Annotated in this window: 21 protein-coding genes and 2 pseudogenes; 9 read left to right on the top strand and 14 right to left on the bottom strand. The window is 61.8% G+C overall.

Annotation, left to right across the window (positions count from 1 at the left end; all coding sequences use genetic code 11):
- Positions 1-6: 6 nt before the first annotated feature.
- From AC0L2M_RS08065 to AC0L2M_RS08030, 8 genes and pseudogenes are all read left to right on the top strand, one after another.
- Positions 7-255, top strand: coding sequence for a ParB N-terminal domain-containing protein (locus tag AC0L2M_RS08065; RefSeq protein WP_027154214.1), 249 nt, complete (start codon positions 7-9; stop codon positions 253-255).
- A gap of 137 nt (positions 256-392) precedes the next feature.
- Positions 393-878 carry an SRPBCC family protein gene (locus AC0L2M_RS08060; RefSeq protein ID WP_473534532.1) on the top strand — a complete coding sequence of 162 codons (486 nt, stop codon included), beginning with the start codon at positions 393-395 and terminating at the stop codon, positions 876-878.
- A 26-nt stretch (positions 879-904) separates the two neighbouring features.
- A pseudogene (locus AC0L2M_RS08055) lies at positions 905-1,861 on the top strand (alpha/beta fold hydrolase).
- Between the two features lie 187 nt (positions 1,862-2,048).
- Positions 2,049-2,447, top strand: a complete 399-nt coding sequence (locus AC0L2M_RS08050; RefSeq protein WP_128168487.1) for a GFA family protein — start codon at positions 2,049-2,051, stop codon at positions 2,445-2,447.
- A gap of 121 nt (positions 2,448-2,568) precedes the next feature.
- Positions 2,569-2,817, top strand: a complete 249-nt coding sequence (locus tag AC0L2M_RS08045) for a hypothetical protein (protein WP_128173211.1) — start codon at positions 2,569-2,571, stop codon at positions 2,815-2,817.
- 219 nt (positions 2,818-3,036) lie between these two features.
- Entirely contained in the window at positions 3,037-4,053 is a 1,017-nt protein-coding gene (locus tag AC0L2M_RS08040; RefSeq protein WP_287237567.1) for a glycoside hydrolase family 25 protein, read from the top strand.
- Positions 4,054-4,202: 149 nt separating this feature from the next.
- Positions 4,203-6,401, top strand: a complete 2,199-nt coding sequence (locus AC0L2M_RS08035) for an esterase-like activity of phytase family protein (RefSeq protein ID WP_473534531.1) — start codon at positions 4,203-4,205, stop codon at positions 6,399-6,401.
- 199 nt (positions 6,402-6,600) lie between these two features.
- Positions 6,601-6,798 (top strand): annotated as a pseudogene (locus AC0L2M_RS08030) (hypothetical protein); the annotation flags it as partial.
- 167 nt (positions 6,799-6,965) lie between these two features.
- On the opposite strand, the gene AC0L2M_RS08025 reads toward AC0L2M_RS08030, so the two are convergent.
- The 14 genes from AC0L2M_RS08025 to AC0L2M_RS07960 all read right to left on the bottom strand — a co-directional run bounded on the left by AC0L2M_RS08025 (position 6,966) and on the right by AC0L2M_RS07960 (position 23,343).
- Positions 6,966-7,748 (bottom strand): Swt1 family HEPN domain-containing protein, encoded by a 783-nt coding sequence (locus tag AC0L2M_RS08025; protein ID WP_473534530.1) that lies wholly within the window; start codon positions 7,746-7,748, stop codon positions 6,966-6,968.
- Positions 7,745-8,611, bottom strand: coding sequence for a hypothetical protein (locus tag AC0L2M_RS08020; RefSeq protein ID WP_473534529.1), 867 nt, complete (start codon positions 8,609-8,611; stop codon positions 7,745-7,747). Before AC0L2M_RS08020 ends, AC0L2M_RS08025 begins: the two co-directional genes overlap by 4 nt.
- Positions 8,612-8,989: 378 nt before the next feature.
- A complete protein-coding gene (locus AC0L2M_RS08015) occupies positions 8,990-12,757 on the bottom strand; it encodes a vitamin B12-dependent ribonucleotide reductase (protein WP_473534528.1) in 3,768 nt (1,255 codons plus the stop codon).
- A gap of 700 nt (positions 12,758-13,457) precedes the next feature.
- Positions 13,458-13,946, bottom strand: a complete 489-nt coding sequence (locus AC0L2M_RS08010) for an NUDIX hydrolase (RefSeq protein ID WP_473534527.1) — start codon at positions 13,944-13,946, stop codon at positions 13,458-13,460.
- 216 nt (positions 13,947-14,162) lie between these two features.
- The gene (gene gpt / locus AC0L2M_RS08005; RefSeq protein WP_023798205.1) at positions 14,163-14,663 is read right to left on the bottom strand and encodes a xanthine phosphoribosyltransferase; all 501 of its coding nucleotides are present in this window, start codon (positions 14,661-14,663) and stop codon (positions 14,163-14,165) included.
- 144 nt (positions 14,664-14,807) lie between these two features.
- Positions 14,808-15,641 (bottom strand): universal stress protein, encoded by an 834-nt coding sequence (locus AC0L2M_RS08000; protein WP_128168493.1) that lies wholly within the window; start codon positions 15,639-15,641, stop codon positions 14,808-14,810.
- Between the two features lie 205 nt (positions 15,642-15,846).
- Positions 15,847-16,590, bottom strand: a complete 744-nt coding sequence (locus tag AC0L2M_RS07995) for a competence/damage-inducible protein A (protein WP_473534526.1) — start codon at positions 16,588-16,590, stop codon at positions 15,847-15,849.
- 291 nt (positions 16,591-16,881) lie between these two features.
- Positions 16,882-17,781 carry a carbohydrate ABC transporter permease gene (locus AC0L2M_RS07990; RefSeq protein ID WP_128168495.1) on the bottom strand — a complete coding sequence of 300 codons (900 nt, stop codon included), beginning with the start codon at positions 17,779-17,781 and terminating at the stop codon, positions 16,882-16,884.
- A 1-nt stretch (position 17,782) separates the two neighbouring features.
- On the bottom strand, positions 17,783-18,634 hold the full coding sequence (locus AC0L2M_RS07985; RefSeq protein WP_287062084.1) for a carbohydrate ABC transporter permease: 852 nt from the start codon (positions 18,632-18,634) through the stop codon (positions 17,783-17,785).
- Between the two features lie 206 nt (positions 18,635-18,840).
- Positions 18,841-20,166 carry an ABC transporter substrate-binding protein gene (locus AC0L2M_RS07980; RefSeq protein ID WP_128246597.1) on the bottom strand — a complete coding sequence of 442 codons (1,326 nt, stop codon included), beginning with the start codon at positions 20,164-20,166 and terminating at the stop codon, positions 18,841-18,843.
- A gap of 39 nt (positions 20,167-20,205) precedes the next feature.
- Positions 20,206-21,294 (bottom strand): ABC transporter ATP-binding protein, encoded by a 1,089-nt coding sequence (locus tag AC0L2M_RS07975; protein WP_236389981.1) that lies wholly within the window; start codon positions 21,292-21,294, stop codon positions 20,206-20,208.
- A gap of 279 nt (positions 21,295-21,573) precedes the next feature.
- Positions 21,574-21,813 (bottom strand): DUF2188 domain-containing protein, encoded by a 240-nt coding sequence (locus tag AC0L2M_RS07970; RefSeq protein WP_023798198.1) that lies wholly within the window; start codon positions 21,811-21,813, stop codon positions 21,574-21,576.
- Positions 21,814-21,844: 31 nt separating this feature from the next.
- A complete protein-coding gene (locus tag AC0L2M_RS07965; RefSeq protein ID WP_287248156.1) occupies positions 21,845-22,138 on the bottom strand; it encodes a DUF982 domain-containing protein in 294 nt (97 codons plus the stop codon).
- Positions 22,139-22,239: 101 nt separating this feature from the next.
- Positions 22,240-23,343, bottom strand: coding sequence for an NADH:flavin oxidoreductase/NADH oxidase (locus AC0L2M_RS07960; protein WP_128168499.1), 1,104 nt, complete (start codon positions 23,341-23,343; stop codon positions 22,240-22,242).
- A gap of 187 nt (positions 23,344-23,530) precedes the next feature.
- Here AC0L2M_RS07960 and AC0L2M_RS07955 point away from each other — a divergent pair, with 187 nt between their 5' ends.
- Positions 23,531-24,109 carry an NUDIX domain-containing protein gene (locus tag AC0L2M_RS07955; RefSeq protein ID WP_473524552.1) on the top strand — a complete coding sequence of 193 codons (579 nt, stop codon included), beginning with the start codon at positions 23,531-23,533 and terminating at the stop codon, positions 24,107-24,109.
- The last annotated feature ends 16 nt before the right edge of the window (positions 24,110-24,125 follow it).

Genomic DNA, 24,125 nt, shown 5'->3' with positions numbered 1-24,125 from the left:
GCCGACATGCTGAGAGTGCAAAAGGTCAGGGTGGACGACATCTACGTGCCGACCGCGCGCAGGAAGACGCTGCATCCCGAGACCGTTCGGCATCTGGCCGAGGACATTCTGGAAAACGGCATGAAGACGCCGATCCAGGTGCGCCACGACGGCAAGCGCCATATCCTGGTTGAAGGCCTGCACCGGCTGGAAGCGGCGAAGTGGCTCGGCGAGACCGATATCGACGCCTATCTGGTGCAAGCCAAGCGCCACTAAGCTCTCATTCGGCGTCCGCCGGAATCGGCCTGGCGAAGTTTTTCGCGAAACCGTGTCGGGCTGCGCGTTGCCCACTCGTCCTTGAGACGGAAACCGGCATTCAAGCAACCCTTTTGCAAGCAAGTGAGGAGACCATCATGACGACCAAGCTCGACATCGCCCCCAGCTCCGACCGTGAACTGGTTCTTGCCCGCATCATCGATGCGCCGCGCGAGAACATCTATCGCTGCTGGACCGAGCCGACGCTCGTGACGCAATGGTTCGCGCCAAAGCCGTGGACGACGCCGCGCGCCGAAATGGACGTACGCACCGGCGGCTCCAGCCTGGTTGTGATGGCCGGTCCCGACGGCAACGAATTCCCGAACCCCGGGGTCTTCCTCGAAGTCGTGCCGGGCAAAAAGATCGTTCTCACCGACGCCTACACAAAGGCCTGGGAGCCGTCCGAAAAGCCGTTCATGACGGTCGTGCTGACCTTTGAGGATGAGGGCGAGGGCAAGACCCGCTACATCGCCCGGGTTGCGCATTGGTCGGTCACTGACCGCGAAGAGCACGAGAAGATGGGCTTTCACGAGGGCTGGGGCCAGTGCGCCGACCAGCTCGAAGAAGTCGCCAGGCGGCTTTGATATCGGCGGGACGCAAGGAGACCGACATGTCCAGATCGATGTTTTTCGCCATTTTCGCCTCGGCCGCGGCGTTGTTCGCCGCGCCGGGCGCCAGCAATGCCGAGGACGTAAAGCCGTCCATGACCAGCGAAACGAAAGCCATGCCGAAGCCGGCGAAATCCGGCCTGCTGCCGATCAACGGCCTGAATTATTATTACGCCGTCTATGGCCGGGGCGAGCCGCTGCTTCTGCTGCATGGTGGTCTCGGCACCACAGACATGTTCGCGCCGATCCTGCCGAAGCTTGCCGAAAGCCGCACCGTCATCGGCGTCGACCTGCATGGTCACGGCCGCACCGCGCTCGGCGATCGGCCGTTGAGCCTTGAGGCGATGGGCGACGACATGGCGGCGATCGTCTAGGCGCTCGGCTACGACAAAGTCGACGTCATGGGTTACTCGCTGGGCGGCGGCGTCGCCTTCCGCATGGCCGTCCAGCATCCCGAGACAGTGCGCCGGCTGGTGCTGGTCTCGACCGGCTATGCCTCGGACGGCTTCTATGCCGACATGCGTACTCAGCAGGCGCAGGTCGGCGCGGCGATGGCCGACATGATGAAGGACACGCCGATGTACAAATCCTACGTGGCGGTCGCGCCGCACCCGCAGGATTTTCCAAAACTGCTCGACCAGCTCGGCACCCATATGCGCAAGGACTACGACTACTCCGCCGACGTGGCGAAGCTGAAGATGCCGGTCATGCTGATATTTGGCGACAGCGACATGTACCGGCCCGAGCATGAGATCAAGTTCTATCAGATGCTCGGCGGCGGGCTGAAGGACGCCGGCTGGATGCGCGAGAACCTGTCGCAGAACCGCTTGGCCATCCTGCCGAACCGCACCCACTACGACGTGTTTTTCGCGCCGGAACTGGTGGCCGCCGCACTGCCCTTCCTCAATGGCGAGACCAAGGTCAAGACCTGGGACGAGATCGTCAGAGAAACGCACTGACCGCCTGACAACTGCCTGCCGGCCGTCCTCCCGCGAGATGGCCGGCGACGCTCGTTGCGCATCGCGCCTGATCGTACATTCGGCCTGCCGCATCACGCCAACAGATGGCGCCATCAAAGCTTTTCAATTGACGCTCCTATCCCGGCAGCTACCTTCCTGCCAATCTTCAGAAAGACGGGCTAAGGCAATGGCGAAATATCAGGGTGGCTGCCTGTGCGGGGCAGTGCGCTACCGCACTGAGGCCGCGCCGATCAACGAGCGCGTCTGCCATTGCCGGCTTTGCCAGAAGGCGCTGGGCGCGGCCTTCAACGCCCGCGTGCTGTTCCGTATCGACGATGTGACCATTGACGGGCCGGTGGCGACGGTGAATTCCTCGCCCGATCTCAAGCGCGGCTTCTGCCCGGGCTGCGGCACGACGATGTTTTCCCGGCGCGACTCCGCCGGCATCATCGGCATCACCTCCGGCTCGCTCGACGATCCTTCCATGTTCAAACCGCAGATGCATATCTGGACCGCCTCGAAGCAGCCCTGGGTGCAACTCGACGACGAACTGCCGCAATATGAAGGCGCCCCCCCGCCCAACTGAGGCGCAGGGCGTGCCCAAATTTTTTTCGTCCGGGACACGAGATAGTCGGCAAAGCGTCATTGGCGAGCCATCATTGCCGCCTATCTATTGCCTGCGGGTCGGCAGTCGAAGGAGGCGACGGATGAATGACAGAATTAACACCCTGGATGAGCTTTTGAGCGATCCAATGGTCAAGCTGGTGATGGAGCGTGACCGCGTGCAGCCGGCCGAGCTTCGCTCGCTGCTTGAAGAAAAGGTCCGCCGGGATGACGATGCGTCGGTCAATCCCGTCACCGATCGCCCAAACTCCGATCGCCTTGGCACCGACCGCTCCGTCCCGCCCGCTCATATGGTAGCCGAGAGCTGCCACAAGCTATGGTTGTGCGGCTAAGCAGCGGCCTGCAGGCGTCGGCGATCCTTCGCGCGCCTAAGGTCCTGCGGCGTTTCCAGGCTCTCACCGCTACGGTGATGGAGCGAGCGCCTTACCCAGCCCCTCTGCCCTAACAATTTGATTCAAACTTTGTTGGTAATTTCTTGTTAGTAATCCGGACTGGTTTGTCCGGCGGCGTTGTCTTGCCCTCGGTCTGTTGTGTTCTGCGTACAGGTCCAGATGCGGTTATCAGGCGTCGTCATCTTCTCGATCGCGTCACTTTGCCTTGCCGGCTGCACGTCCACGTCCGGCGTCGACGCGCTGCAAGTGCCGTCCAGCGAGACGACCAGTTCGGTTGTGCGGCCGCCCGCGCCGGTGGCGTCGGTCGGCGCTGCCGATGTCGAACCCGACTTCGCGCAGGAGGAGGCGACGGAGCAGACTGTGGCGATGGCCACTCCGGAGCCCGCCGAAAGCATCGAGCCACCCCTCGAGCCGATTGCCCTGGTGGCGCCGAAGCGGCTGGCACGGGCAGCACCGATCCTTGCCGAGCCGGTCCAGCGCTATCGGTTCCGTGACGCCAAGCCGATCAATTTCGGCAGGGCATCGCCCAGACACCTCGCCGTTCACGGCGTCGACGTCTCGCGCTGGCAAGGCAACGTGAACTGGGCGAAGCTGCGCGCGCAGGGCGCGAACTTCGCCTACATCAAGGCGACCGACGGCGGCGATCACCTCGACCCAATGTTCAGGAAGAACTGGCGCAATGCCGACGCCGCCGGCCTCAAGCGCGGCGCCTATCACTTCTTCTACTGGTGCCGCACCGCTGGTGAGCAGGCTGACTGGTTCATCCGCAACGTGCCGAGGGTCGAGGGCGCCTTGCCGCCGGTGATCGATGTCGAGTGGAACGGCGAATCCAGCTGCAAGCGGCGGCCGACGCGGCAAAAGGTGCTGGAGAAGATGCAGGTCTTCATGGACAAGCTCGAGCGCCACTACGGCCAGCGGCCCATCATCTACACCGCGCCTGATTTCTACCGCGACAATCTCAGAGGCGCATTTCTGGACTATCCATTCTGGCTGCGCGCGGTGGCACAGCACCCGTCAAAGGTCTATCCCGGCCGCAAATGGGTGTTCTGGCAGTATTCCGGCTCCGGCCTGTCGCATGGGGTGAGGGGCCGCATCGACCTCAACGTCTTCCACGGCGACGAGAGAGCCTGGCGGAACTGGGTTGGCGGGCGGCAGATGGTGGCCGAGGCGGAGTAGGCGGCCAACAAAGTGTCCATTTGCAGACCAGCATGAGGTGAATATCGACGGACCTGACCGCCTGTCGCGGAAGTGTCATCGATCCGTCATCGCTTTGAAATGTCGTTCCCCCAATCAGGTGGCTTCCATTCGAACAGGAGACGCCACCCGTGCCCCGCCATTCCGCGCTTTTCGTCCTGACGGCAGCGCTTGCTGCCTCGGTTTCGCTGCCGGCCCATGCCGACATGATGTTCAACCGGGTCGCGAGCTTCGCACTCGCCGGAAACCTCCCGGCGGATGTCGAGAAGACCACGCCGACTTCGTCCGAGATCATCACGGCGAGCGAAGACGGCATGACGCTGGTTTATTCCGATAGCCCGCTCGGTGCGGTCGGCTTCATCGACATCGCCGATCCCAAGGCGCCCAAGGCCGGCGGCATCGTCAAGATCGACGGCGAGCCGACCTCGGTTGTGGTCATCGGCGGCAAGGTGCTGGCCGGCGTCAACACGTCGGAAAGCAAAGCCAGGCCTTCGGGCAACCTCACCGTTATCGATCTTGCCTCCAAGGCGATCGAAAGCACCTGCGACCTCGGCGGCCAGCCGGACTCGCTGGCGTTCAGCAAGGACGGCAAGTTTTTGGCCATCGCCATCGAGAACGAGCGCGACGAGGATCTGAACGACGGAGAAATTCCGCAGATGCCGGCCGGCGACCTCAAGATATTCACGCTTGCCGAAGGCCAGCCTGATTGTGCGACGATGAAAACCGTCAACCTGGCGGGCATTGCCGAAGTCGCTGGGGAAGATCCGGAGCCGGAATTCGTCGCCTTCAACGAGGCCGGCGAGATAGCAGTCACGCTGCAGGAAAACAACCACATCGCCATCGTCAACGCCGAAACCGGCGCGATCGTCGCGCACTTTTCCGCAGGCTCCGCCACGCTGGACAAGATCGACACCAAGAAGAACGGCGCCTTGTCGTTCGATAGCAAGATCGAAAACGTCGCGCGCGAGCCCGACGCCGTGAAATGGCTCGACAATGACCGCCTCGTCGTTGCCAACGAAGGCGACTACAAGGGCGGCTCGCGCGGCTTCACGATCTTCAGCAAGAAGGGCGAGGTCCTCTACGATTCCGGTTCGTCCTTCGAGTACCAGGTCGCCAATGCCGGCCATTATCCCGACGACCGCAACAAGAAGGGCGTCGAGCCGGAAGGTCTCGAGACCGGCACGTTCGGCGAGGACAGGCTGCTGTTCGTCGCTTCGGAGCGTGGCTCCGTTGTCGGCGTCTACAAGGACACCGGTGCGGAGCCTCGGTTTGTCCAGATCCTGCCGTCCGGCATCGGTCCGGAGGGCCTGGTCGCGATCCCGTCGCGCAATCTCCTGGTCACCGCCAACGAGGCCGACCTGGTCGAGGACGGGCTCGCCCGCTCGCACGTGATGATCTACGAGCGCTCCGAGGGCCCCGCCACTTACCCGATGATCACGGCAAACCTTACGGCAGACGGCACGCCGCTCGGCTGGGGCGCGCTTTCGGCGCTCGCGGCCGGCGACTCTACCGGCAAGCTGTTCGCTGCCTCGGACTCGTTCTACGCCAACGCGCCCTCGATCTTCGAGATCGATGCCACCCAGACGCCGGCGCTGATCACCGGCAAGACCCTCGTCACGCGTGATGGCCACCCTGCACAGAAGCTCGACATCGAAGGCATCGTCGCCGACGGTGAAGGCGGCTTCTGGCTGGCCAATGAAGGCGATCCGGCAAAGCTCGTCCCGCACGCCATCCTGCGCGTCGACGACAAGGGCGAGATCAAGCAGGAAATCGGCTTCCCGATGGAACTGCTCGCCCACCAGAGCCGCTTCGGTCTCGAAGGCATTACTGCGGTCGGCGAGGGCGACGACCTGACGCTGGTGATGGCCGTGCAACGCGAATGGGCCGACGATCCCAAGGGCCAGGTCAAGCTTCTGGCCTACAAGCCCAAGGCCAAGGAATGGTCGGCGGTGCGTTACCCGCTCGAAGCGACCGAAGCTGGCTGGATGGGCCTGTCGGAGATCACCACGCATGACGGCAAGCTCTACATCCTCGAACGCGACAACCAGATCGGCGATCTGGCCAAGGTGAAGCGCGTCTATTCGGTGGCGCTCGACGCCTTCAAACCTGCCAAGCTTGGTGGCGACCTGCCGTTGGTCGAAAAGACGCTGGTGCGCGACATCGACGGCGACCTGAAATCAGCCACCAACGGCTATGTCATCGACAAGGTCGAAGGTTTCACCATCGACAAGAACGGCGATATCTTCGTCGCCACCGACAATGACGGCGTCGATGATTCTTCCGGCGAAACGCTGTTTTTACGCCTCGGCAACATCAGCGCCGTGAACTGAGGGTGTTTCCCTCCCCCTTGAGGGGAGGGTCGATCCGCGAAGCGGATCGGGGTGGGGTCGTTTCGGCCGCGCGACGTCTTCCCGGACGGGACATCGACAGCCGCAGAATCTTCGCTGCGGCTGTTTTCGTTGACGACATGCGCGGCGGGTTTCCGCGAAACCTGAGCCGCCAGCACGTCGGTCGCGCCGTGGCGGCGCCCCCTCAAAGGTCTATCCCGGCCGCAAATGGCTGTTCTGGAGACGTTTCGGCTCCGGCCTGTGCACGGCTGAGAGGCCGCATCGACCTCAACGTGTTCCACGGCGATGAGCGCGCCTGGCGGGCGGGTGGGCAGCCGGGAGATGGTGGCCGAGGCGAAGTAGCCTGAGCTGTCTTCACTTTGGCAGGATGCAGCGATGAATAGCGCCATCAGATCGGTCGTCTGGATTTGCGCCCTGGTTGCCTCCGCGACGATAGCTGCTGTGGCGCGCGCAGACGAGCCGGCGCCGTCGCGCCCGTCATTCGAAAGCTCAATCTGGATCAAGTGGACCGAGATTGGCTAGGCATGAGCGAAAAATATTGCACAACTATGCTGTTGGTTTAATCCAAGCTCTGTAGTAAATTCCGATAATATCAAAGTCATCTTGGTTTCTTAGCGCGCCATTGTGGGCCACGATGTTTCGGAACGTTCCGGCATCATCGTATCGGTGTAGAAAAGAAATCTCGCCGATATATTTCTCAAACTGCGGCTGAAATTTGCGCATTAGTGTTATTAGGTCGGTCCAGTCGAGGGCGTACAACGGGCCGAATTCCGATCGCGTCGGAGCCCACCTCTTGGTCTGCTCATTCTGAGAGCGATCTGCGTTTTTCTTCTTCATCGAAGAGTTCGCTGCGTGTTCCCACCAATCGGGTCCTAGGTGTTCACTGAGAACTTTCTCAATGAGCCCGCGCATTGAATTCTCCAGCAGGAAAAGCTGAGCGTAGACGGGAAGCATCCGGGCTAAGTCGGCCCTACGTTCTGGCGCTACGAAAGGTGGCAATGGAATCTTGTCCATTTCGAAGTCAGCCATGGCGTCTGGTAGCGTTTCGCCAAACTGACCCTTCATATGCTGTGAGAACTCCCTTGTGGGGCTATATCGACCCGCATTCACCGAGCGCACGTTGCGAGACTTGCGGAAATGATCCTTAAGCCTCGTGGGATTGGGTTTTGCCAAACCTAGTTCTCCGAACTGGTCGCGCAAATCTGAAATGGCGATGCCACTCTTCCCGGTATCATTACAGGTCATGGCCCATAGCAGCATCTCAGCTTGCTGTGATTTGTCTGCATCGGAAAAAGCTTGGGTGCTCGCTAGCGTGTCAGTCTCGATCATTTCTTGTCATCTTTCGGCGGCAGATCGTGCTTTACGATGTCTTCGGCTTTGAAGTTCGCAATGAACTTCTTGTCCATGACTTTGCCGAGCCCCGATCCTGTCATGTTGCCAAATACTCCCACAAGGTTGCGCGGTGTTTTGGCATTCACGATCTGAAATGCTGTATGGATCTCATGCCCATCGAATCCGGGTCTGGCCGTAAGCTCCTTTAGTTTGAAGGCCAGAACGGCGACTTGTTCGTTCTGATTTCGGGGACGCTTGTCCCTATAGAAATCCTTGAGCGATGCGCGACCTGGCTCGTCTAGCAAGGCTTCTACGATGCGCCAGTTTGTTGTCTTGGAACCTCCGTTGCGGCGGCGTTGGCTGCCAGGCGTCCGACCATGGGCTTCCAAGGAAGCCTTATCCGAGGAGGACTCGATCCGACCAGAGTATCCTCTTGCAGATGTCGAACCACCGCCGCGTGAGGCATTTCCAAAGTGCCCGTCAAGCGCGCTACGACCAGTCTTTGTTACGTAGTAGCTACCAGTTGCATCGGGATCTTCAGCAACCCAACCATTCTTGAGGACGAGTGCAAAATCACGCGGAAAATTTGCTGGAGTTGGTTCGGCCGCAGACTTGAATCGGGCCTTAATATCTTCGCCATTGAAAGTCGTCTTCTGTTCCTGAACGTTTAGAAACTCCGCGATGGCAACAATTTTTTCTGTATTTCTCGTAGCTCGAGTTTCATTTAGGAATTCTCGCAGGGAAAGTCGGCGGCTCGACTTTGCGTAGGGGTCGTCTGGCGCTGAGGGCGCCTCCGCTGGATTCGGTTGGCCCATCCCATACGTTGGTTTGCCGCCCATGATAATAGCTATGAGCGCCATGGCAACGTCAGCTGTGACCTCTCGCTCCAACGCCAATCCGGTCCCTTTTTATAGAAACGCTGAAGCCGCCTGCCGGTTCACCTGCCATTTTAATCTCTCCACGAGGCCGTTAACCTCTGGAACAAATGTAGATCAAAAAAGTTGGCGGCGCAAGCGTCGGAAAACAAGGTCGCTTCTAGGTATGGGGCATACAGACAGGAAATCCGCAGATTGACGTTAAATGGTTGAATTAACACAAAATCGTGCTTGGTAGTGTATGAATTGCAAAATTTGAGACGTTTTTAGTACGTTGTGTTGGAGGCTTGTGGTTGTGTGCGGAAAAGAAAATGGCCCCATGTGGGGCCATTTCGAAGTCTAGGTGCTGGTTGCGGTTAGTCCTCAGCTGCACCCGCTCGTCGAGCCACAGGTGTCGCACTTCTCGCAGGTGCCGTTCCGCACCATCGTAAAATTGTGGCATTCCGAGCATTCGTTGCCGGTGTAGCCCTGCATCAAGGATTGCTGACGCCTTGTAGCGGCAAGCGCCTTGGCCTCGGCCGCTTCTTTTGCGGCATCGTCGGTGAACAACCCAGTCGGGTCGGTTGCCTCCTCGTAGACGATGTCCTCGACCAGTTCCTTCGCCCGCTCTTCGTAGTCTCGCTTATAGGCGATCGCTTCGTCGCTGGCCGGCTTCAGCGCCAGCACATTGGAGCCTGAGAACGCCGTCGGCGCCGAGCGAGTGGGAGCGGGAGAGGGACTTGAACCGCCGAACCCCTTGGGGTCGGCACCCATGCCCGATACCAGCTTGACCGGCGAGACGCCGCGGGTCAGCCCCTTCGAGAACGGCGTCGCCTTGCCTTCGTTGATGCCGCGGCCGAGTGCGGTCTTGTCGAAATCCGACTGGTCGACATGGGCGAGGTCATGGCGGGCAAGATAGGACACGGCAAGCTCGCGGAACACGTAGTCGAGGATCGACGTGGCGTTCTTGATCGCGTCGTTGCCCTGCACCATGCCGGCCGGCTCGAATTTGGTAAAGGTGAAGGCTTCGACATATTCCTCGAGCGGCACGCCATATTGCAGGCCGAGCGAGATGGCGATGGCGAAGTTGTTCATCATCGCCCGGAAGGCCGCACCTTCCTTGTGCATGTCGATGAAGATCTCGCCGAGGCGACCGTCGTCGAATTCGCCGGTGCGCAGATAGACCTTGTGGCCGCCGACGACCGCTTTCTGGGTATAGCCCTTGCGGCGGTTCGGCAGCTTTTCGCGGTCGCGATAGAGGCGTTCGACGACGCGTTCGACGATCTTTTCGGTCACCTGCACGGCGCGCTGTGAAGCAGGTGCTGCGATCAACTGCTCGACGGCATCGTCCTCGTCGTCTTCGACGTCGGCAAGCAGCGAGGCATTGAGCGGCTGCGAGAGTTTCGAGCCGTCGCGATAGAGCGCGTTGGCCTTCAGCGCCAGCTTCCACGACAGCATGTAGGCGCCCTTGGCGTCTTCCACCGTCGCGTCGTTCGGCATGTTGATGGTCTTGGAAATGGCGCCGGAGATGAAGGGCTGGGCTGCCGCCATCATCTGGATGTGGCTGTTGATCGACAGTGAACGCTTGCCGATCTTGCCGCACGGGCTGGCGCAGTCGAACACCGGCAGATGTTGGTCTTTCAGAAATGGTGCTCCCTCAAGGGTCATCGCACCGCAGACATGGATGTTGGCGGCCTCGATGTCCTTCTTCGAGAAGCCGAGCGCCGGCAGCATCTCGAACGAGAAATCGTTGAGCTGCTCGTCGGTGAAGCCAAACGTCTCCTTCACCCAGTCGGCACCCAGCGTCCACTGGTTGAAGACGAACTTGATGTCGAAGGCCGACTTCAACGCTGCGTTGAGCGCCGCGATCTTGTCGTCGGTAAAACCCTTGGCCCTAAGCGAGCCGGGGTTGATGGCAGGCGCCTGGTTCAGATTGCCGTGGCCGACCGCATAGGCCTCGATCTCGGCGATCTGGCTTTCCAAATAGCCGAGCGTGCGCAGCGCTTCAGGGACGGCGCGGTTGATGATCTTGAAATAGCCGCCGCCGGCCAGCTTCTTGAATTTGACCAGCGCGAAGTCGGGCTCGATACCGGTGGTGTCGCAATCCATGACCAGGCCGATCGTGCCGGTCGGCGCGATCACGGTCGCCTGCGCATTGCGGTAGCCATGCTCCTCGCCGAGCTCGATGGCGCGGTCCCAGGCAGCCTTGGCATGGGCGGCAAGCTCCGGCTGCTTCAGGTCGGAGGCGACCAGCGGCACCGGGTTGACGGCGAGTTTCTCGTAGCCGTCCTTGTCGCCATAGGCGGCTCGGCGATGGTTGCGCATGACACGCAGCATGTTCTGGGCATTGCGGTCGTAATCGGGGAAGGCGCCGAGCTCGGCGGCCATTTCGGCCGAGGTGGCATAGGCGGTGCCGGTCATGATGGCCGTGAGTGCTGCGCAGATGGCGCGGCCCTCGTCGGAATCATAGGGAATGCCCGAGGTCATCAGCAGGCCGCCAATATTGGCGTAGCCGAGGCCGAGCGTGCGGTATTCGTAGGAGAGCTTGGCGATCTCCTTCGACGGGAACTGCGCCATCATGACGGAAATTTCCAGCACCATGGTCCACAGCCGAACCGTGTGCTCGTAGGCAGCGATGTCGATGGTGCCGTCGGCGTTGCGATAGGGCAGCAGGTTGATCGAGGCCAGGTTGCAGGCGGTGTCGTCGAGGAACATGTATTCCGAGCACGGGTTGGACGCCCGGATCGCACCGGCCGCGGCGCAGGTGTGCCAGTCGTTCATCGTCGTGTTGAAGTGCAGGCCCGGGTCGGCCGACGCCCAGGCGGCATAGCCGATCTTCTCCCACAGATCCCTGGCCTTCAGCGTCTTCATCACCTTGCCGTCCTTGCGGGCGGTGAGATGCCAGTCGCCGTCCTGCTCTACGGCGCGCAGGAAATCGTCCTTCAGCGAGACCGAATTGTTGGAGTTCTGGCCCGAAACCGTGAGGTAGGCGTCCGAATCCCAGTCGGTGTCGTAGGTCTTGAACGACATCGAGGTGTAGCCCTGCCTGGCGAACTGGATGACGCGGTAGATGTAGTTCTCCGGCACCCCGTCCTTCTTGGCCAGCTTGATCTCACGCTTCAGCGCGGTGTTGATGGCCGGGTCGAAGCAATCGTGGTCCTGGCCTTCGCAGTTGATGCAGGCCTTCATGATCGCTTCAAGGTGCTTCTTGACGATCTTCGAGCCGGTGACCAGCGAAGCGACCTTCTGCTCCTCATTGACCTTCCAGTCGATGAACTCCTCGATATCGGGATGGTCGGCGTCGACGATGACCATCTTTGCAGCGCGGCGGGTCGTGCCGCCCGACTTGATGGCGCCCGCCGCGCGGTCGCCGATCTTGAGGAAGCTCATCAGGCCGGACGAACGGCCGCCGCCGGACAGCTTTTCGCCTTCGCCGCGCAGGAACGAGAAGTTGGAGCCGGTGCCGGAGCCGTATTTGAACAGGCGCGCTTCACGCACCCACAAATCCATGATGCCGCCTTCGTTGACGAGATCGTCCTGCACGCCCTGGATGAAGCAGGCATGCGGCTGCGGATGCTCGTAGGAAGACTTCGACTTGGTCAGCTTGCCGGTGAACGGGTCGACATAGAAGTGGCCCTGGCTCGGGCCGTCGATGCCGTAGGCCCAGTGCAGGCCGGTGTTGAACCATTGCGGCGAATTCGGCGCAACGCGCTGGGTGGCCAGCATATAGGCGAGCTCGTCGCGGAAGGCGCGCGCGTCTTCCTCCGCGTTGAAGTAGCCGCCCTTCCAGCCCCAATAGGTCCAGGTGCCGGCAAGACGGTCGAAGACCTGGCGGGCGTCGGTCTCGGAGCCGTAGCGCTCGGCCTCCGGCAGCTTTGCCAACTCGGCCTCGTCGGCGACGGAGCGCCACAGGAAGGAGGGAACGTCGTTCTCCTCGACCTTCTTCAGCCGTGCCGGCACGCCGGCCTTGCGGAAATACTTCTGCGCCAGGATGTCGGCGGCAACCTGGCTGAACTGCGCCGGCACATCGATATTGTCCAAGCGGAACACCACCGAGCCATCCGGATTCTTGATCTCCGAAAGCGCCTTGCGGAATTCGATCTCCGAATAAGCAGACTGCCCTTGCTTGGTGAAACGACGCTCGATGCGCATTGGTCCTATCCCTTTGTGTCTAGATATAGCGCCTTTCCCAGGGGATTTCTGCCCCCATTGCGAAACGCGCATGTCCGCCGTCTGCCGGCGTTCCAAAACGGCCGGCTCCTTTTCACGAGGCTCCGCCCGCCCTGCTGGTCGAACTCCTTGCGAAGTAGTCGTCCAACGCGCCGACGGACCCTGCGGGTCCCTCAAGACTGAAACTTTTTTGCGACTCCCTCAATCGAGGGAACTTCACACTATCTAGCGTCGAACCTACCTGCAAACACTAAATATAGTATTAACAGACAATTTATTCCAGTCCGACATTTTTCCCTTTTCGTCCCCAAAGACCCCACAATCCCGACGCCTCCGCCGGCCCCGTAGCCAGGGCGGAAATGCGGCCAAACGCACATAATCCGGGAAAAAAGACCGGGCTCAAAACTTTCCGGTCGCGCTCTCAACAGGAGCGCATGACCTATAAAAGGCGACTCGTTTTGCGCCGTCAAGGATTCGTTTGCGTAGCTTTTGTGACCCCAACATCTTGTGTGTCACATATGTGGATAACGGGGAAAGAAGTAGCCGCAGGATTTTCGATTCTTACCACGTGCAGGCCGCCGGCCCGACAGCGCATGCCCAAAGCTGGAGTAGCCAAATCGATTCGCTTTGCCAAGAACATCGCCGGTGATGCGCGGCAGGTGCGCGGCTTTGGCCGCTATGCTCAGGAGAACTGGTGCGGGTCGGCACAGAAATAGGCGATGATCTGGCCAAGGTCCGGCTCGTTGACCATGCGCACGGCCTCGGCTGGGCTAACCCATTTGCGGGTGCGCGAGCGCTTTTCCTTCCACCGGTCGGCGATCTTGTCGACCCGCAGCGGAAACACCAGGACTTCACAAGGCACTTCCTCGCCGGAAGCCAATGCCTTGGCATAGAAGTAGCGGCCGGCTTCGTGGTGGGAGACCGTGCCGCGCAGTCCGGCTTCCTCGCCGGCCTCGCGCGCCGCCGCTTCGCAAAGCAGTTCCTTGGCCTCAGGCCAGCCCTTGGGAAGCACCCAGCGGCCGGTATCGCGGCTGGTGATAAGCATGATCTCGACGCCATGGCCGGTACCGCGCCAGGGCAATGCTGCAACCTGCAGACGGCACGGCGCTGTGCCGAAGAGCCGCTGGACCCTTTCGGCCAAATGGTTGTGCGTTACTGGCCTCGTCAACATCGGAGAAGCTTGCCCCAGCCTCCAGAATCACTTGCCGTCTCGTGAATCTTACGGCTAATCATAAGCAATAAAAGTAAAAAACCTCATACGCACGAATTAACCACACACGAGACGTCGATTCAGGAATATTGTGCGCCGCGGCACTCTTTCAAGAAGTGCGCCGGCAAGAAGGCCGCGCCGGTATGTTCCGGGAGGAGAAAACGCAGCTGCCGCGAATCAGCCGGCGTGGTCGTCGGCGATCGGCTTCTGGTAGGTGAAGCCCATGTCCCACGGAAAATAGATCCAGGTGTCCTGGCTGACCTCGGTGACGAAGGTGTCGACCAGCGGCCTGCCTTTCGGCTTGGCGTAGACGGTGGCGAAATGTGCCTTGGGCATCATGGCGCGGACGATGCCCGCGGTCTTGCCGGTGTCTGTGAGGTCGTCGATAATCAATACGCCGGCGCCGTCATCGGCGAGCAGTGCCGGCGTGACCTCCTTCAGCACCTGCAACTGCCCCTGGCTGGCGTAGTCGTGATAGGAGGCGACGCAAACCGTCTCGATGACCCGGATGCCGAGTTCACGCGAGATGATGGCGGCCGGCACCAGGCCGCCGCGGGTGATGCAGACGATCGCTTTCCATTGGCCTTTGTTGGCGCCGGCAAGCCGCCAGGCGAGCGCACGCGCGTCGCGGTGGAACTGATCCCAGGAGACGGGAAAGGCCTTTTCGGGAAGGGACATTTTTCTGCGCACTCCGCTGCGCGCGAAAACGCGCGCAGACACTTGAAGGAACGCGCGGAATTAACTGGAAAGCCTTGGCCCTGGCAAGGGCGGCGGCAGGCGATCCCTGTGGACTTGCCGCCTGTGGACTTGCCGCTTGTCGATTTACCGCGACAGGAAAGCTGCCACCGGCAGGGTGCGCAGCACCGTGCGGGTGACCCCGCCGAACAGAAGCTGGCGCAGCCAGGAATGGCTGTAGGCGCCGAGCACGAGCAGGTCGGCGCCAGTTTCGGCAACCCTGGTCTGGAGCACCTCGTCGACCGAGTGGCCGGCCGATTGCAGCACCGAGACGCTGACCGTGGCGCCATGCCTGGACAGGGCGGCGGCGATTTCGGCGCCGGCCGCCTCCGGGGCCTCGTCGAGCGTGTCCGGCGGGTCGATAACGACAATATCGGTTTGTTCGGCCTCTATGATGAAGGGCAGGGCGTCGAAAGCGGCGCGCGCCGCTTCCTTGCTGCCGTTCCAGGCGAGCAGCACATGCTTGAAGCTGGTGATCAGCGGGCCTGAGTGCGGCACGACCAGCACCGGCCGGCCGGCGTCATAGACCAGCGTGTCGACATCGGCGTTTTGATCGCCGCCCGTCTCGCGCTGCGCGGCGATGATCAGGTCCGCGGTGCGAACGGTCGGGATGCCGGTCAGCGCGCTGTCTCCTGAAAAGCTCTCGAGGCTGCGCCACTCGAAGGACAGGCCGGACTCTTCGACATGCCGGAGGAAAACCGCCCGCAATTTTTCAGCGCGTTCCTTGTTCATGTCGGCCGAAACCTGCAGGAACTCGGTGTCGGGAAAGCCGGTGGCCGAGGTGTAGGGGACCGGAAGCGCTTCGGCATGAATGCCGATGAGATGGCTCTCGAACTTGTCGGCAAGCGGGACGGCGCATTCGAGCACGCGCTCCGCGTCCTGTTCGTTCTGCAGTATGGCGACGATAGTCTTGAATCGCATGGCAACCCCTCAATTCGCGGGCGAGCGAACTCGCCCGCATGAAACGTTACAGCACTATGCTTGGTTCCGGTTAGCCCGGATATGGCCTAATGTATGTCGCCCAAAAGCATGCCCTCGGGCGCGTGGTGCGCAGCGGTTTGGGGCACCATGAATAAAGACAAGAAGGCGCGTCGCATGAATCCTCTCAGGCGCGACGCGCTTTGGATCAGTTGGCCGCGCTGGCGAGCCCTGCGACCATCGCTTCGACATCGGCGCGGGCGGCGTCCAGCGCTTGCTGGCTGCGGGCACGGACGACCAGCTCGGTCCAGAACTTGCCGTCGCTGTATTTCGGGTAGGAGCCGATGATCGTGTCCGGATGCGCCCTCTGGATCTCGCCCAGCGGTGCGCCGACTAGGCCTTCGCCGAACGGACAGTGCACCGTGGCCGACAGCATTTTGGTGCCGGCCTTCAGCGTCGGCACCACATTGTCGAGCATCGCCTGGAAAATCGCCGGCACGCCGGCCATGACATGGACGTTGCCGATGCGAAAGCCCGGCGCGATCGACACCGGGTTGTCGACATGGTCGGCACCGCGCGGCATCCGCGCCATGCGCTTGCGCGCCTCGGTGTATTCGATGCCGCGCGCCGCGTAGCTCGCTTCCAGCATGGCATAGGCCTTGGCGTCGTAGTCGCAGGGCACGCCGAACGCCCTGGCAATGGCATCCGCGGTGATGTCGTCATGCGTCGGGCCGATGCCGCCGGTGGTGAAGACATAGGTGTAGCGGGCACGCAGGGCGTTCACTGCGGCGACGATCTCGTCTTCCTCATCGGCAACGATGCGCACCTCCTTCAGGTCGATGCCGATCGCCGTCATGATGTCGGCAAGGTGGCCGATATTCTTGTCCTTGGTGCGGCCGGACAGAATCTCGTCGCCGATGACGAGCATGGCGGCGGTCACGATTTGGGGCATTGGCAGGCTCCGGCAGAAGGTCAGTTGAGGCAGACAAGGTCGCCTGGGCAGACAGCGTCGCCTGAGGCAGACAGGGTCGCCTGAGATAACGCGGCGGATGGTTGGCGGCAATGCGCCTCTTCTTCCTTCTCCCCTTGTGGGAGAAGGTGGATTGGCGCGCAGCGCCAAGACGGTTGAGGGGTGTTGGACGGAGTGCTGTTGGTGCCAAGCTGGAACACCCCTCATCCGACCTCGCTTCGCGAGGCCACCTTCTCCCACAAGGGGAGAAGGGAGAAGGCGCCCCGCAGGGCGCTATTCCTTCACCGCTCCGGTCATCGAGGAAACGTAGTGCTCGACGAAGAACGAATAGAGCACCACCACCGGCAGCGAGCCGATCAGGGCTCCGGCCATCAGCGCTCCCCATTCATAGACGTCGGAGCGGACAAGCTCGGTGAGCACCCCGACCGGCACAGTCTTGTTTTCGGACGACTGGATGAACGTCAGCGCATAGATGAATTCGTTCCATGACAGGGTGAATGCGAAGATGCCGGCGGAAATCAGGCCGGGCACCGACAGCGGCAGCACGATCTTCATGAGGATCTGCCAGCGGCTCGCCCCGTCGATGAGCGCGCATTCTTCCAGTTCGAACGGGATCGAGCGGAAGTAACCCATCAGCAGCCAGGTGCAGAAAGGGATCAGGAAGGTCGGGTAGGTCAGGATGAGCGCGAACGGGGTGTCGAAAAGCCCAAGGTTGAACACCATCACCGACAGCGGGATGAACAGGATCGAGGGCGGCACGAGATAGGCGAGGAAGATCGCGAGCCCGACGTGCCGCGCTCCCGAAAACCGCAGCCGTTCGATCGCATAGGCCGCGAACACCGCAGCCAGCAGCGACAGGAACGTGGCGGCGGTGGAGATGATGATCGTGTTGAGCAGCCAGCCCGGATAGGACGTGTCGAACAAGAGATAGCGGATGTGCTCGAATGTCGGATGCACGACCCAGAACGGATTGAAATTGGCGTAGTCGGTCATCTCGTGATTGGGCTTGATCGCCGTGATCGTCATCCAGTAGAACGGGAACAACAGCACGATGACGAACACCAGCAACGGCAGATAGACCGTCACCACGCGCCGCGGCAGGCTCTGAAGATAGCCCATGCCGCCTTCGTCGAGTTCCTGCCGTTTCGTTTTCTTGATCGCGGTCTCAGCCATGTCAGTCTCCTCCGCCCTGCTGCCATTTGCGGCGTTGCAGGCCGAAATAGCTGAACAGGATCGCCGCAAGCAGGAACGGGATCATGGCGACCGCGATGGCGGCGCCCTCGCCAAGCTGGCCTCCCGAAATGCCGCGCTGAAACGACAATGTCGCCATCAGATGGGTGGCATTGACCGGTCCGCCGCGGGTCAGCACATAGATCAGCTGGAAATCGGTGAAGGTGAACAGCACCGAAAACGTCATGGTGATGGCGATGATCGGCGTCAGCAGCGGCAGCGTCACAAAACGGAACAATTGCCAGCGACTGGCGCCGTCGAGCGTGGCGGCCTCGTAAAGCGACTGCGGTATCGTCTGCAAGCCGGCAAGCAGCGTGATGGCGACGAACGGAATGCCGCGCCAGACATTGGCGGCGATGACCGAAGCGCGCGCGTTCTCCGGATCGCCGAGGAAATTGATGCGATGGTCGATCAGGCCCATTTCCATAAGTGCCCAGGACAGGATGGAGAACTGCGAATCGTAGATCCACCAGAAGGCGATGGCCGACAGCACCGTCGGCACCACAAACGGCAGCAGGATGATCGCGCGGAAGAACGATTTGATGGGAAGGTTCTGATTGAGAATGAGCGCCAGCCAGAGGCCGAGCGCGAACTTCAGGATCGAGGCGCTTATCGTGTAGAGCAAGGTGTTGAAGACGGAGAGCCAGAAGACGGCGTCATCCGACAGATATTGGTAGTTTTCGATGCCTATGAAGATACCGGGGCGACCGATGCGGGTATCCGTGAAGCCGAGCCAGACCCCGAGCCCGAGCGGATAGGTGAGGAAGACCAGCAGCAGCGCTGCCGCCGGCAGCATGAAGCCGAAGCTAAGCGCGTTCCGGCTGTCGGCCAGGAGCGACAGGCTCCGCGACAGGATCGACGGACGCGGCTGAACGGCAGCGGACGACACGGCCATGGGACAGCTCCTCATAGGGTCTAGTGGCATGGTGGCCTGAGTGGCGGCCACGCGATTTCAGAAACCAGACCGGGCAGCGCGGTCGCGGCTGCCCGGCTGCGCTGCGATCAAACGCGATAGTAGCGGTTGGCGCGTTTCTCCGCCTCTTCCATCGCCTCCTGCGGCGTCGCCTGGCCGGTCACCGCCTTGGCGAACATGTCGACCAGGACATAGTCGGCCATGGTCGCCGCCGAGGCGTAGCCGAGCGGCCCGGCATAACCGTTGGGTCGCAGCGTCGCCGAGGCTTTGGCGTAAGCTGCGTTGTTCGGGTCGGCCGTCCACACAGGATTGTTCTCGAAGGCTTTGAGTGTCTGGCAGCAATAGCCGGCGGAGGAGGTGATCCACTCTGCCATTTGCTGTTCCTCGAACATGAACTGCAGATAGGCTTTGGCCGCGTTGGGGTAGGGCGTGTAGTCGAAGATCACGGCCGTGGTCACCTGGAACAGCTCGACCGATTTTCCGACAGGACCGATCGGCAGGCTGGTCGTGCGCATGTCCTTGGCGATTTCAGCCAGTTTCGGATCATTGTCCTTGTTGGTCTTGGCCGTGTTATACACGGAAATGCCGTTGGCGATGACGCCCAGTTCGCCGGCCAGGAAGGCGCGGTTGTTGTTCACGTCGAGCCAGCTTTCGGTGCCGGGGATGAAGGTCTTGTAGAGTTCCTGCGCGTATTCGATCGCCTTGAGCGTCTCGGGGCTGTTGATCGTCACCTTTCCGCTCTCGTCGACCATCTGGCCGCCATGGCTCCAAAGCAGCCAATGAGCATAGTTGTTGCCGTCGCCGACGCCATGGCCGTGCGTGAAGCCGGCCGGATGCCCCTTCGCCTGCAAGGCCTTGCAAAGCTCGAGGAAGCCCGCCGTGTCCTTCGGAAACTCCGAGAAGCCGGCCTCCTTCACCCAGCTTTCCCGATAGACGATGGCATTGCCGATGGTGGCCAGGGGCAGACCGAGGAATTTTCCCTCCCGCGTCGCATACTGCTTTGGTCCGTCGTGCCAGCCGCCATATTTCGTGCCGAGATACTCACCCAGTTCCGACACGTCGTGCAGCTTGTCGGGGTACTGGTGCGGGTCGTCGAACCAGACCAGCATCAGATCTGGACCGGAGCCGACATTGGCGGCAACCGCCGCCTTGGGGCGAATGTCCTCCCAGCTTTCCTTGTCGACGCGGACCTCGACGCCTGTCGCCTCGGTGAACCGCTTGGTGTTGGCCAGCCATTGGTCTTCATCGCCCTGAACGAACGGCGACCAGCGCAGCATGCGCAGCTTTGCGCCGTCTTCGGGCTTGTACGTCAACCCCTCCTGGGCAAAGGCGGAAGAGCCGACGAAGCGGCTTCCCAAGGCTCCCGCCGCCACGCCGGCGGTCGTGCGGATCACGTCACGTCTGGTGAATTTCATGCTCGTTTCCTCCTGTTTATTGTCCTTGCCTTATGGATCCTACTGCCGGGCGCGCAGTTCGAAGCGCTGCCCGGTTTCGCCATGAAAGAGATGGATGAGGCCCGGCTCGGCCGTGAGCCGTACGGTCTCGCCCGGCGTGAAGGAATGGCGCTCGCGGAAATTGGCGACGATCTCGTCACCGCCGGCCGTCCGGCCGATGAGCTGCACTTCCGACCCGGTCGGCTCGACCACCACGACGGTGACTGGAATGCCGTCGTCCTGGGATAGCCGCAGATGCTCGGGGCGTATCCCCAGCACCACCTGCTCGCCGCTGCCGGTCGACGGCACTGCGGCCAGCGGCAGGGAAATCCCGCCGGAGCCGCGAAAAGACGGTGAGCCGCCATCCGTCGCGATTTCGCCCCGCAGCATGTTCATGGCGGGCGAGCCGATAAAGCTGGCGACAAAAAGGTTGTTGGGCCGGTCGTAGAGCTCCAATGGCGGCCCGATCTGCTCGACGATGCCGTCATGCATGACGACGATCTTGTCGGCCATGGTCATCGCCTCGATCTGGTCGTGGGTGACATAGACCGTCGTGGTCTTCAGGCGCTGGTGCAGTTCCTTGATCTCGGCGCGCATCTGCACCCTGAGCTTGGCGTCGAGATTGGACAGCGGCTCGTCGAACAGGAAGACCGCCGGATCGCGCACGATCGCCCGGCCCATGGCGACGCGCTGGCGCTGGCCGCCGGAAAGCTGCCGGGGATAGCGCTCCAGCAATGGCACCAGCCCCAGGATTTCGGCGGCGCGCTTGACGCTGGCAGCGCTTTCGGCTTTCGCAACACCCTTGAGCATCAGCGAGAACGCCATGTTCTCGGCGACGGTCATGTGCGGGTAGAGCGCGTAGTTCTGGAACACCATGGCGACGTCGCGTTCTTTTGGCGCAACGTTGTTGACGACGCGCTCGCCAATCGCGATCTGACCGCGCGAAATCTTTTCCAGGCCGGCGATCATCCTGAGAAGGGTCGATTTTCCGCAGCCCGACGGCCCGACCAGCGTGACGAACTCGCCGTCCTCTATATCGACGCTGACACCGTGCAGAATCTCGACGGTTCCGAATGATTTGTAGACATCGCCAATCGCGACAGACGCCATCGATTTCCTCCCGAATGCTTCCTGCGACGTCTTCGAAGGAAACCGCTTTCCTGACTGGCCGCGGCAGTTCCCAAAGCTCCTCCCTGGTCACGCGCGATGATGAAACGGTAGCGCTACCAGACTGCCCTGTAAAGCGGCTGCGTGGCAAGCGCCCTTCTTCGTCGCGCCTGATCGTGAGCGTTCCCAGCGGGACTGTAATTCGCCATGGCCGGGATCATAGCAAGAGCATGACTTGTCAAGCCCCAGCTCTTGAAACCGAGGTGCGAGAACGACACCAGCCTAATCGGAAACTTCGGTTTGCGGCCGGTCCCGGCCGTCGGCGAGCTCGTCGTGCCATTTGCCTTCGGCGTCCTCGTACTGGATGCCGTCGGTGGTGCCGGCGACCTGCTGTTCGGCCGAAGCGATCTCGGCGGCGCGCAGCGCGTCCTCGTGAGTAGGAAACGTCTCCGAAAATGTCTCGCCGACCTTATAGGCCCAGCCCCCGTCATGCTCGACGATCTTGTAGGTCAGCTTGGCCATGAAATCCTCCAGTGGAAAAAGCTCGGGTTGCTCAATGCGGTTTGCGGTCGGGCAGTTTGCCTTCGGGCAATCTCTCTTCGGGAACCAGCACGTCCGATTCCATGGCGGCCTCTACCAATGCCCGGCGCGCATCCGCTGTCGAACGATAACCTTCCAGCACTTTTAGGCAAGTGTCGAGAGCATCGCGATGCCGCGGGCCACGATTGAGCGGCCAGACGGTCATCAGGCACTCCGCAGCTTCCTGGGTGCTGCGGATCTCACGGTATTTGCCGACACGGCCAAGTTCGACCACGACCGGCTTTTCAAAAGGCTTGCTGTCCATCATCGCCGCCAACGCGGAGCCGCTGATTTGGTTGCACGCCCCTCGGCGTGCGCAAATGTCTCGGGGTAACGGTCGTTGCGGCGGCGGCCCTGCAATCGGGCCGGTCAGCCGGCCGCCTTCATCCAGTGCTGCATCGTCGTCACCGAGCGGGCAAGCTGCGGCGCCGGCTGGATTTTTTCGCCGAAGGTGGCCGCGGCGCGCCACGCCCACCGCGGATCGGCGAGGAAGGCGCGGGCCAGGGCCACCATGTCGGCACGGCCCTCGGCGACGATCGCCTCGGCCTGCTTCGGATCGTCGATCAGGCCGACGGCCCTTGTCGGGATTCCGGCGCCGTTGCGAACGGCCTCCGCCAGGTGCACTTGGTAGCCGCGACCTGCCGGCAGCTTCTGCAGGGGCGAATTGCCGCCGCTCGAGCAGCAGAGATAGGCGACGCCCGTTGCCTTCAGCGCCTTGGCCACTTCGATTGCGTCGTCGACGTCGAAGCCGCCATCGACCCATTCCTTGACCGACAGACGCGCCCCGAGCATCAGCCCGGGCACTGCCTTTCTCACTGCCTTGGCGATCTCGACGACAAAACGCATGCGGTTTTCCAGCGAGCCGCCCCAGCGGTCGGTGCGCTGGTTGGAAAGCGGCGACAGGAACTGGAAGATCAGATAGCCGTGCGCGGCGTGCAATTCGATGAAATCGAAGCCGGCACGTTCGGCCCGCCTTGCCGCCTCGGCGAAGCGTTCGATGATCTGCAGGATCTCCTCATCCTCCAGCGCCCTCGGCACCTGCCAGCCGGTGTCGTAGGCGATTGCCGAGGCCGACACGATCGGCCAAGGGTCCTGATCGGCGTTCAGCGGCCCGCCGCCTTCCCAAGGTTTTTGGTTGGAGGCCTTGCGGCCGGCATGGGCAAGCTGCGTACCGAACCTGGTGCCGGGAGCGGCAACGCGCTTGGCCGCATCGAGCGCGCGCCGGGCGGCCGCCTCGTTGTCGTCGGAATAAAGGCCGAGGCAGCCATGCGAGATGCGGCCGCGCCGCTCGACGTCGGTCATCTCGACGGTGACCATGCCGGCGCCGGACATCGCCAGGTTCATCCAGTGATACAGGTGCCAGTCGCTGGCCGAGCCGTCTTCAGCGGAATACTGGCACATCGGCGCCACCGCGATGCGGTTGGGAAAGGTGAGGCCGTCAAGCGTGATCGGCTGGAAAAGGGATGGGGTCATCAGGAAACTCCGGGGAGGGGCTGTCGCTATTTAGGCAATGGTTTGCGCCCGCGCCATACACGAGGCGGTGAAGCGCGCCTCTGCTGGATGAAGCCGCGATCCTTCGCTGAAGCGATTGCCCTGAATTGCTGTCGGGATTGCGCGAAGGCCCGATCACCGCTACGCCTCGCGGCAACAGGAGTTCACCATGGAAGACCGCATTCGCATCCGTTCGGAGGAAGTCCTTTCCGACGACTGGGCCGTCCTGAAAAAGACCGTCCTCGACTATCGCCGGCGCGACGGGCAGTGGGAGACGCAGATCCGCCAGACCTACGATCGCGGCGACGGCGCGGTGATCCTGCCTTACGACCCGGAGCGCTCGACGGTTCTGCTGGTGCGGCAGTTCCGCTACGCGGCCTACGCCACCGGCCACCGCGAGCCGCTGATCGAGGCCTGCGCCGGCCTGCTCGATGAACATGATCCCGAAACCTGCATCCGCAAGGAGGCGGAAGAGGAACTCGGCTATAGGCTGAAGGACGTCGAACGGCTGTTTTCGCCCTTTATGAGCCCCGGCAGCGTGACCGAGCGGCTCTGGTTCTTCGTCGCCCGCTATTCACCGACCGACCGCATCTCCGACGGTGGCGGCGCACCGGGAGAAGGCGAAGACATCGAGGTCCTGGAAATGCCGCTCGACGAGGCGCTGGCCGGCATCTCCGACGGCAGCATCATCGACGCCAAGACCATCATCCTGATCCAGCATCTGAAGCTGAACCCGATCCGCGTGTGATCCAAGCCCGAACCTG

This window comes from Mesorhizobium sp. WSM4806 (genome assembly GCF_055811635.1).
The sequence above is the reverse complement of the archived record's forward strand: the minus strand, read 5'-3'. Positions and strand labels throughout refer to the sequence as shown.

What these genes read in the sequence shown, in the direction of transcription:
- AC0L2M_RS08065 (WP_027154214.1), top strand. Translation starts at nt 7, where the DNA reads ATGCTGAGAGTGCAAAAGGTCAGGGTGGACGACATCTACGTGCCGACC.
- AC0L2M_RS08060 (WP_473534532.1), top strand. Translation starts at nt 393, where the DNA reads ATGACGACCAAGCTCGACATCGCCCCCAGCTCCGACCGTGAACTGGTT.
- AC0L2M_RS08050 (WP_128168487.1), top strand. Translation starts at nt 2,049, where the DNA reads ATGGCGAAATATCAGGGTGGCTGCCTGTGCGGGGCAGTGCGCTACCGC.
- AC0L2M_RS08045 (WP_128173211.1), top strand. Translation starts at nt 2,569, where the DNA reads ATGAATGACAGAATTAACACCCTGGATGAGCTTTTGAGCGATCCAATG.
- AC0L2M_RS08040 (WP_287237567.1), top strand. Translation starts at nt 3,037, where the DNA reads ATGCGGTTATCAGGCGTCGTCATCTTCTCGATCGCGTCACTTTGCCTT.
- AC0L2M_RS08025 (WP_473534530.1), bottom strand. Translation starts at nt 7,748, where the DNA reads ATGATCGAGACTGACACGCTAGCGAGCACCCAAGCTTTTTCCGATGCA.
- AC0L2M_RS08020 (WP_473534529.1), bottom strand. Translation starts at nt 8,611, where the DNA reads ATGGCGCTCATAGCTATTATCATGGGCGGCAAACCAACGTATGGGATG.
- AC0L2M_RS08015 (WP_473534528.1), bottom strand. Translation starts at nt 12,757, where the DNA reads ATGCGCATCGAGCGTCGTTTCACCAAGCAAGGGCAGTCTGCTTATTCG.
- AC0L2M_RS08010 (WP_473534527.1), bottom strand. Translation starts at nt 13,946, where the DNA reads ATGTTGACGAGGCCAGTAACGCACAACCATTTGGCCGAAAGGGTCCAG.
- gpt (WP_023798205.1), bottom strand. Translation starts at nt 14,663, where the DNA reads ATGTCCCTTCCCGAAAAGGCCTTTCCCGTCTCCTGGGATCAGTTCCAC.
- AC0L2M_RS08000 (WP_128168493.1), bottom strand. Translation starts at nt 15,641, where the DNA reads ATGCGATTCAAGACTATCGTCGCCATACTGCAGAACGAACAGGACGCG.
- AC0L2M_RS07995 (WP_473534526.1), bottom strand. Translation starts at nt 16,590, where the DNA reads ATGCCCCAAATCGTGACCGCCGCCATGCTCGTCATCGGCGACGAGATT.
- AC0L2M_RS07990 (WP_128168495.1), bottom strand. Translation starts at nt 17,781, where the DNA reads ATGGCTGAGACCGCGATCAAGAAAACGAAACGGCAGGAACTCGACGAA.
- AC0L2M_RS07985 (WP_287062084.1), bottom strand. Translation starts at nt 18,634, where the DNA reads ATGCTGCCGGCGGCAGCGCTGCTGCTGGTCTTCCTCACCTATCCGCTC.
- AC0L2M_RS07980 (WP_128246597.1), bottom strand. Translation starts at nt 20,166, where the DNA reads ATGAAATTCACCAGACGTGACGTGATCCGCACGACCGCCGGCGTGGCG.
- AC0L2M_RS07975 (WP_236389981.1), bottom strand. Translation starts at nt 21,294, where the DNA reads ATGGCGTCTGTCGCGATTGGCGATGTCTACAAATCATTCGGAACCGTC.
- AC0L2M_RS07970 (WP_023798198.1), bottom strand. Translation starts at nt 21,813, where the DNA reads ATGGCCAAGCTGACCTACAAGATCGTCGAGCATGACGGGGGCTGGGCC.
- AC0L2M_RS07965 (WP_287248156.1), bottom strand. Translation starts at nt 22,138, where the DNA reads ATGATGGACAGCAAGCCTTTTGAAAAGCCGGTCGTGGTCGAACTTGGC.
- AC0L2M_RS07960 (WP_128168499.1), bottom strand. Translation starts at nt 23,343, where the DNA reads ATGACCCCATCCCTTTTCCAGCCGATCACGCTTGACGGCCTCACCTTT.
- AC0L2M_RS07955 (WP_473524552.1), top strand. Translation starts at nt 23,531, where the DNA reads ATGGAAGACCGCATTCGCATCCGTTCGGAGGAAGTCCTTTCCGACGAC.